The 7,122-nt window shown below is 62.1% G+C and carries 6 protein-coding genes; 2 read left to right on the forward strand and 4 right to left on the reverse strand.

The window, feature by feature from the left end; all coding sequences use genetic code 11:
- Positions 1-458: 458 nt before the first annotated feature.
- Entirely contained in the window at positions 459-1,367 is a 909-nt protein-coding gene (locus tag CXQ97_RS18345; RefSeq protein ID WP_219815468.1) for a hypothetical protein, read from the forward strand.
- Between the two features lie 357 nt (positions 1,368-1,724).
- Here the strand turns inward: CXQ97_RS18345 and CXQ97_RS18350 are convergent, their stop codons facing one another.
- Complete coding sequence (locus CXQ97_RS18350) at positions 1,725-2,324, reverse strand: TetR/AcrR family transcriptional regulator (RefSeq protein ID WP_104182331.1); 600 nt, start codon at positions 2,322-2,324, stop codon at positions 1,725-1,727.
- 78 nt (positions 2,325-2,402) lie between these two features.
- On the opposite strand from CXQ97_RS18350, the gene CXQ97_RS18355 reads away from it, so the two are divergent.
- Positions 2,403-4,931: an MMPL family transporter gene (locus tag CXQ97_RS18355; protein ID WP_104182332.1), complete on the forward strand. Its 2,529-nt coding sequence runs from the start codon at positions 2,403-2,405 to the stop codon at positions 4,929-4,931.
- 383 nt (positions 4,932-5,314) lie between these two features.
- Here the strand turns inward: CXQ97_RS18355 and CXQ97_RS18360 are convergent, their stop codons facing one another.
- The 3 genes from CXQ97_RS18360 to CXQ97_RS18370 all read right to left on the reverse strand — a co-directional run.
- Positions 5,315-5,680, reverse strand: a complete 366-nt coding sequence (locus CXQ97_RS18360) for a hypothetical protein (RefSeq protein WP_146069726.1) — start codon at positions 5,678-5,680, stop codon at positions 5,315-5,317.
- A 202-nt stretch (positions 5,681-5,882) separates the two neighbouring features.
- Positions 5,883-6,626: an NADPH-dependent F420 reductase gene (locus CXQ97_RS18365; RefSeq protein ID WP_104182334.1), complete on the reverse strand. Its 744-nt coding sequence runs from the start codon at positions 6,624-6,626 to the stop codon at positions 5,883-5,885.
- A gap of 237 nt (positions 6,627-6,863) precedes the next feature.
- A partial coding sequence (locus CXQ97_RS18370) for a Dabb family protein (RefSeq protein WP_146069727.1) occupies positions 6,864-7,122 on the reverse strand: 259 nt, incomplete at its 5' end.

Consider the following 7,122-nt stretch of genomic DNA (forward strand, 5'->3'; position numbering starts at 1 on the left):
CGAGCGACCAGCGCGCCTCCGACCCCTAGTCCACGCCGGAGCTCGATTTCCACCGTGCCTCAGCCGGGCCTGACGCAAGGTCAATTATCGGTGATTTATATCTGGGCGCCGGGTTGCTCTTAAGCCATCCCGAACTGCGGTGGTAGCTGCACGTGTCCACGGGAATGTCGGTGGAAGTAACGACGCTGCAAGGGACCGAACCTTCGCTGCGGACGGTTCGCGGTGAGCTGGGATGAACGAGCGCAGTTTTCCAACTGCTCAGTTACCTGACCGCAACTCCTGTCGTCAACCTGTTCGAGCTTCATGATTCTCGTGAAGCACTGGTTGCCTTGGGCTGACCCAGGCGAGCAAGCTACGTGTGCACGCCTTCGGTCGAACCGTTCCGGTCATCCGATTCTTCCGTCCCTTTAGCCTGCTGGGTGAAGTGACGAACCTACAAATGGACAAAGACTATGACAATGAACTCGCCGGACCACGGCGCACGCGACGCTTCCATCAGCACAAACTCCTATACGACCGTCGTGGGACGCAAGGCTGTCCCGGAAGCGTCATTCCGCGCTTACTGGCGTGATGTCCACGGACCCCTGTGCTCTCGCGTCCCAGGACTGGGCTGGTACGTACAGCACCACTTCGCCCAGCGCCAGGATTCGCACCTTTGGGCGGGCCCGGCAAGTATCGGCGTGATCCCCGGTTACGAGCTCGACGGAGCTGTAGAGATCGGGTGGACGACTGCCGACACCCAGGCAGTGTTCCAGGACGCTGCCAGCATCCTGTTCTCCGACGAGCAAAACGTCTTCGAAGAGACCGCGGCGTACCCGCTTCCTGCTGGGTCGACGACCGTGTTCGACCACCAACTGGACGCGACGCCGAATGGCCAGGACACCCTGGACCGCCTGCATGTTCACTTCACCCCCAAAGCCGGGCAGGCATCGGCTCTTGCAACGTACCTCCGCGAGGATTTCGCTGGCGTGGCCAGAGAAAGTCAAGAGGTTGTTAAGGTTCGCGTGCACGCACCGGACGATCATGACAACAGCACACCGAATCCGCCGGCTCCGAATGTGGAGCACACCGTTATCGGTGACCGGGTGTCCCTGGTGATCCTCGAAATCGCCTTCATCGACCCGCTGGCGCGACGACGGTTCTATGCTTCGCCGGAGTATCAGTCAACGCTCACCCATCAGGAAGACCTTGCAGCCTTCATCACTGCGTTCCCGGTGTCTGGAGTCTTCACGTTCGTACGCGACGGGGAGCTGACAACTGCGGGTCTTCGCGGCAGCCGGGTAGCCGAATTGATCACAGCGATGGCCGCAAGTAATCAGGTCGAACCAGCCGTGCAGACACTCATGCACACAGGTCGCATGAACTAGTTCGAGCAGACCTCAGGGGATGGATGCGGGGTGACTGTTCGCGAATAGTGGCGGTAGCGCCGGGTGCCAGCCTTCGACGAGGATGCCAGCGGCACTTCAGCCTGTACGGCATCCTCGCCCTCGTCCTCATCGACAGCGTCACTCGCGAAATTCACGCCCGAAAGATGCGGGACGTCTAACCCATACTTGCCCGCAATCAATCATCCGGCTGCAAAGACCGTGCGGCATGTAGCCGCAGATCTCAACCCCACCCTGAAAACCGTAGTGCGGCAGGGTGCTCCCGGCCTTCTCGACATGTGGGGCGTAAAACGCGTGCACTTTGGAACTGATCCAAGGTCTTCGTCACAGCATCGCGGGTCAGGTCCGCGTGGGTAAGTTGGTGTAGGGAGCCAACACCATACGCGCCATGTCTGCGGCGAAGGTGGGCTCCATCCTGGATCGTGCGAGCACCCGGAAGACCATGGCTCCAATCAGGGCGTCAGCTACGCGCTCCATCGGTACCTCCGCCCCAAGCTCCCCAGCATCGATCCCTTGTTGAAGCCTGGCTTCGATAGTATTTCCGCCGCCAAAGCGTGCATTGAAGTGTTTTGCGACCCCAGGATCGCCGGCTGCCGCGGACACCAAGGACAGGAAGATCCGATCGTTTCCCTCGGACTGGAAATGATCAATGATCGCCCTAAGCCAGGACGTGACGTCATCCACGACGTGCCCGGTGGCCGGAGGGTCGAAACGCTCGTTCGGCAGGAGATACCCGTCTGCAAGGCATTCTGCGATCAGAGCACTCTTCGAAGGCCACCAACGGTAGATCGTCTGCTTGCCCACTTTGGCGGCGGACGCAATGCCTTCCATGGTCAGGCGCTCGTACCCACTCGCGGCAAACAACTGTGCTGCAGCACTAAGTATCGCCGTCCGGGCGGCCTCGCTGCGCTGAGCCCCGGAGCGATGGTTGGTCAACATCACATCATTCTAGTTGGTAGTAAGACGAGACGAACCGTATTGTCTAAGTGTTGGTGCTTCTCAACGTAAGGATTTTCCATGGCTACGTTCCTCTACCGTCTTGGCTCATGGGCTGCCACCCATGCTTGGCGGGTCGTTGGAGCGTGGGCTGCCATTCTCGCCCTCGCGATCACGTCCTTCCTCACGTTCGGCGGGTCGTTGGCGTCCAGCTTCGACATTCCGGGCACAGACGCCGCGAAAGTCACCGACGAGCTCGCCGAGGAGTTGCCTGATCTCAGTGGCGGCTCGGGAGCGGTGGTACTGCAGACCGACGACGGCGAACCCTTCACGCAGATTCAAAAGAACGCCGTGGCGAACCTCACGACCAACGCAAGAGACCTCCCCGATGTCTCCACTGTCATCGACCCGTTCGACACTGAAGACCAGCTCGCCGCGCAGGAACAAACAGTGACGGATGGACGCGCCCAGATTGACGCAGGTCGTGCCGAACTCGACGCCGGCCAGGCACAGCTCGACGCAGGACTCCAGCAACTCGATGCAGCGCAGGCCCAGCTGGCCCGGTCGCAACAGGCCGTGTCCGGAGCAGCTGCCGGGGCCCTCGCCGCCCAGCAGAGACGACTGGATACGCAGTCGACCGCACTCGAAGCACAGCAACAGACGCTCGACGACGGGCGTGCAGAGCTTGAGGCCCAGAACCGACAGCTCGAGGTGGGCGCCGAACTGCTGTCCTTCGCCGAGAACATCGGAGCGGTCTCCGACGACGGAACCACCGCCATCATCAACGTCAGCTTTGACGTCCCTCAGCTTGAGCTGAGCAATGAAACCCGCGAGGGAGTCATCAGCTATGTGGCAGAGCACCCTATCGAGGGTGTGACCGTTGAGTACGCGAACTCCCTCGCCCAAGCCACTCCTAGTATCTTCGGCCCCGGCGAGGTCGTCGGCCTGATCATTGCAGCCCTCGTCCTGTTCGTCATGCTCGGAACCGCACTGGCTGCGACGCTGCCGCTGGTGAGCGCCGTCGTGGGAATCGGTGTCGCCCTGACGGCTTCGCTGGCCTTCTCAGGCGCCGTGGAGATGGCCTCGGTGACACCGGTCCTGGGTCTGATGTTGGGCCTCGCGGTCGGTATCGACTACTCCCTGTTCATTCTCAACCGACACCGCAAGCAGCTCATTGCCGGAACGGACTTGCAGGAATCTATCGGGTTGGCGAACGGTACCGCCGGTAACGCAGTGGTGTTCGCGGGATCCACCGTCGTCGTCGCCCTGCTGGCACTGAACATCACAGGAGTCCCGTTCCTCGGTCTCATGGGCACCGTTGGTGCCGTCGCGGTCGCGGTCGCAGTCCTCGTGGCCATCAGCCTCACACCAGCACTGCTCGGACTCGCGAAACTTCGGGTCTTGTCCCATAAGGAGCAGGCCCACCGCGGGCGCCCCGCGCAGCACAGGGCCATGAAACCAATAACTCCCATTAGGACCGGTCACGCGGTGGCCGGTGTCATCGCGGGAGCAGCCGTCCTGCTGCTGGTCGCCGCGCCAGCCCTATCCATGCGACTTGGACTGCCCGACGGTTCCTCCGAACCGGAGGACTCCACACAGTACCGGGCCCACCAGATCACCACCGAACAGTTCGGCGACGGGGTCAACGGAACCCTGCTCATCACAGCCCACCTGCCTGAGGGCCTCGACGACACCGACGTCCTGACAGCACAACTCGAAACGGTCCGTTCCATCGCTGATCAAGCAGACGTCACCGCCGTCGCTCCGATCGCAGTCTCCGAAGACAAGACCCTCGCAGCGTTCCAGGTCATCCCTGTCGGAGGCCCGAACGACCCCTCGACAGAGGACCTCGTCCGCAGCATCCGGGCCCTCCCCTCCCCCGATGGGTCGACGCTAGGCGTCGCCGGTCAGGCCGCGACAAACATCGACATCTCCGGCAACCTCGCCGACGTCCTCCCGCTGTACGTGGCCGTCGTCGTCGGCCTGTCCTTCCTCATCATGGTGATCGTCTTCCGGTCGCTGCTCGTCCCGCTGATTGCCACGGCCGGCTTCATCCTGTCGCTCATCGCCACCTATGGGGCCCTGACCGCGGTCTTCCAGTGGGGCTGGCTCGGCGGACTCTTCGGCATCCACGATCCCGGGCCGATCCTGAGCTTCCTCCCGGTGATCCTCGTCGGCATCCTCTTCGGCCTCGCCATGGACTACCAGCTCTTCCTCACCGCCGGGATGCGTGAAGCCTTCGTACACGGCTCACCGGCCCGCCTCGCCGTTGCGCAGGGCTTCCGGGCCGGCCGCTCCGTCGTGACCGCCGCGGCCCTGATCATGGTGTCGGTCTTCAGCGGGTTCATTTTCGCCCACTCGACCATCATCCGGGCAGTCGGCTTCGGCCTGGCCTTCGGCGTCCTCGTCGACGCCTTCATCATCCGCATGCTCGTCATGCCAGCCCTCATGCACCTGCTCGGACGCACGGCCTGGTGGATCCCTCGCTGGCTCGAGCGCATCCTCCCCAACGTCGACGTCGAAGGCGCCGCATTGGAACGAGCGCACCCACTTCACCCCGTCGCCCATCAAAACAACCAACAAGCCAACCAGCGGGAGGACCAGCAATAACGCAGAGATCCCTCACCCTGACCGCCCACAGCACAACCGAGCAGGGGCTGAGCCACCCCGAGGGAGGGCTGGTCCTGCGGGCGAGCGTCGCCGGATAAGCGGCGGAGGCGAAGAAGCGCCGTTGGGCTAGAGGGTCGGTAAACGCGAGTTGCAGGATGACCAGCGAGCTCCGATTCTTGGACACCGTGTGCTGCACGTTCGGGGTTGGCGGATTCGGCGTGCTGTTGTCATGCGGGTCGGGCGCGTGGACGCGGACCTTGATGACTTCCGCGCTGTTTCTGGCTATGTCAGCAAACTTTCCGCAAAGGTAATCGGCGAGCTGGGATGCGAGGCCCGCCCGAGGAGTGAAATGCACGTGTAGTCGGTCGAGCTTGTCGAGCCCGTTAGGGTTCGCGGTCCTGCTGACGGTCGAAGACTGTCACTGACCCTGAGGGCAACGTGTATGCAGCTGTCTCCTCGAAAATATTCTGCTCGTCCGAAAACAGAATGCTCGAGGCGTCCTGAAAGACAGCTTGCTTCTCTCCCGAAACCCAACCGATCTCAACAGCTCCGTCCAACTCATAGCCGGGCAACGCCCAGACCCCGTCCGGTCCCTCCCACAGATGGGAGTCCTGACGTCGGGCGAAGTGGTGCTGCACATACCAGTCAAGCCCGGAAACCCGCGAGCACAGGGGCCCGTGCACGTCACGCCAGTACGCCCGAAACAGTTCTTCCGGCACAGACTTAAGACCGACGACCGTGGTGTACAAGTTGACGCTGATCGAAGCATCGCGATGCGCATAATCGGGTAGGTGATGTGTCAGCGGTCCTTTTTTCCTTCGCGGCTTGGGGGGTTCAAGGGTTGATGAACTGTCGAAGGCTCAAGCGATTTGGGTACCGACCCATCAACGGACGTTCCCCGGAAGGACTCTCACGGCGACAGGTCCTCGCTGGACCCGGGCGGGCAGGAAATCAGTTATAGGTCGCCCGGTTGACGTCGACGATGTCGTTTGCGGTCACGATAGTTCCGGCCTCGACCCTTGCGCCGATCGTCGCCATGGCGATGTCCCTACGCTGCGGAATCCGATCCTTTTTCGCAGCTGCCAGCGCGTCGGGGAGAGCCCCTAGGGTCAGGTCGGTGCAGTAAGCGGGGGCGCCGGGCTGCTGACGCCAGGAATCAGCGAGACTTCCGGCGTCGAAGGCGTCGAAGCCTGTATCCTTCACCAGGCTCAGGGCTACCGTCTTGTCTGTTTCGCGGTCAGCAGCCACCGGTAGCGCTAGGCGGTCGGAAGTCCCGAGGGCCGTCCCCTTCGTGGCAAAGGACCCGGCAACAATGGAGTTCCACGCTTTCGCCACAGGCCGGCCGAGCTGATCAACGACCCACAGGCTTTCGACCTGCCCGTTATCGAGTGCATGTATATGACCATCGCGCATCGGGTAATAGTTCGACGTATCGATAACCGCAGCGGAGGTGGGAAGTTTCGTGACGAGGGGCTGGAGGGCTGGCATCGCGCTCAGTGGTACCGAGGTGATGAGCACCTCGATGCCATCTACGAGATCGACCGCCTCAACTGCTGCAGCTCCTGTCACGAGGATGTCGGGGTCAATGGTTCGCGGCCCGCGAGAGTTTGCAACCTTCACGTTATGCCCTGCCGCAGCGAGCTTAAGTGCGAGTGTCGACCCGATCGCCCCTGCACCGAGGATGCCGATCTTCATAAGATTTCCTTTGCTAAACAGATAGTTGCTTCCAGTCTGAGCCCTGCCACTAGTGTCAATGTCAAGGCATTGGCAAAAATCAGGGAACGCTTTGAGCGGGAATCACGGGTGGTTGTCGGCAGGATGTGTGTTGGTAAGGCGTGTTAGTAGGGCATGTGTGTTGGTTGGGGTGGTTCCCGGGGCGCGTGTGGGCGCCCCGAGGAGCCACCCCAACCGCCCCGGGGACGGGGTGGTGGGTTAGGTGGTGTAGTCGAGGATGGCGATGTCGTCGGGGTTCCTGAAGGTCAGGATGTCCATGGCGATGTCCAGGTGTCGGGGATCAGTGGAGAACGCGTCGAGTGCGGCGCGGTCCTCGATTTCGGCGATGAGACCGAAGTCGAAGTTGCCGGTGCCGATGTCGATGCCGGCTTCAAGGGAGTGCAGTCCGGGGATGACGCCAACGAGTGCTTTGAGGCGGTCGATGGCGTCCTGGATGCGTTCGTGCGGGGTGCCCTCA

Source organism: Arthrobacter sp. B0490, from assembly GCF_002929355.1.
In the GTDB taxonomy this organism is placed as follows: domain Bacteria; phylum Actinomycetota; class Actinomycetes; order Actinomycetales; family Micrococcaceae; genus Arthrobacter_D.

Bases quoted from the DNA above. Each gene is read 5' to 3' on its own strand.
- CXQ97_RS18355 (WP_104182332.1), top strand. From the start codon at position 2,403: ATGGCTACGTTCCTCTACCGTCTTGGCTCATGGGCTGCCACCCATGCT.
- CXQ97_RS18350 (WP_104182331.1), bottom strand. From the start codon at position 2,324: ATGTTGACCAACCATCGCTCCGGGGCTCAGCGCAGCGAGGCCGCCCGG.
- CXQ97_RS18365 (WP_104182334.1), bottom strand. From the start codon at position 6,626: ATGAAGATCGGCATCCTCGGTGCAGGGGCGATCGGGTCGACACTCGCA.
- CXQ97_RS18345 (WP_219815468.1), top strand. From the start codon at position 459: ATGAACTCGCCGGACCACGGCGCACGCGACGCTTCCATCAGCACAAAC.